Here is a 793-nt window from a genome sequence, read left to right as displayed (position 1 = left end):
GCGGTGGCTCCGCGGTACACGTGCCCGTTGATCACGATGCCGCAGCCGACGGACGCGCCCGCCTTGAGGAACAGCAGGCTGCCGACCCGCACGCGGGATCCGGCCGCCCGGCGGTCGAGGGTCGCGTGCTCGCCGAGGCCCATCATGTTGGCGTCGTTGTCGACCACGGCGACGGCGTCGAACTCGTCCGCGAGCCAGCCGACGACGTCGAAGCGGTGCCAGCCGGGCATCGACGCGGGCGACTCGACCATGCCGCGCGCGGTGTCCACGGGGCCGGGCAGGCACATGCCGACGCCGCGGACGACGGGATCCCCGGATGCCGCCACGAGCGCCCGCAGCGCCGCCGCGACCAGCGCGAGCACGCCGAGCGGGCCGGCGCCGATGTCGATGGGGATGGTGCGCGCGTCGACGATGGTGCCGGACATGCTGAGGAGCGCGAGCCGGGCGTGGCTGCGTCCGAGGTCGGCCGCGAGCATCACGCCCGCGTCGTCGCGCAGGTGCAGCACGCGGGGGCGGCGGCCGCCCGTCGGGTCGCCGGATCCGCGCTCCTCGACGAGGCCGGCGCGCAGCAGCTGCGTGATCTTGCCCGTGATCGTCGACGGCGGCAGGCCGAGCGTGCGGGCGAGGTCGGCCCGGTTCGTGGCCGAGCCCGTCGCGATCATGTAGAGCAGCGCCGACGCGGTCTCGCCGGCGATCTCGCTGTCGGGGACCTGGCGCCGGATCCGCGGGGGCGGCGGCGGGAGGCGCGGGATGCCACGCAGCCGCTCGGGCACGCGTCCGGCCGGACCCGCCG

At 76.5% G+C, this 793-nt stretch carries 1 protein-coding gene; it reads right to left on the bottom strand.

Translation table 11 applies throughout. The annotated features are described in order from the left end of the window. Positions 1-773: ROK family transcriptional regulator (locus tag DZG00_RS15990; protein WP_147360090.1), on the bottom strand; the 773-nt coding region annotated here is incomplete at its 3' end. Positions 774-793 lie beyond the last annotated feature (20 nt).

Source organism: Clavibacter lycopersici, assembly GCF_003576405.1.
GTDB classification, from domain to species: domain Bacteria; phylum Actinomycetota; class Actinomycetes; order Actinomycetales; family Microbacteriaceae; genus Clavibacter; species Clavibacter lycopersici.
The sequence above is the reverse complement of the archived record's forward strand: the minus strand, read 5'-3'. Positions and strand labels throughout refer to the sequence as shown.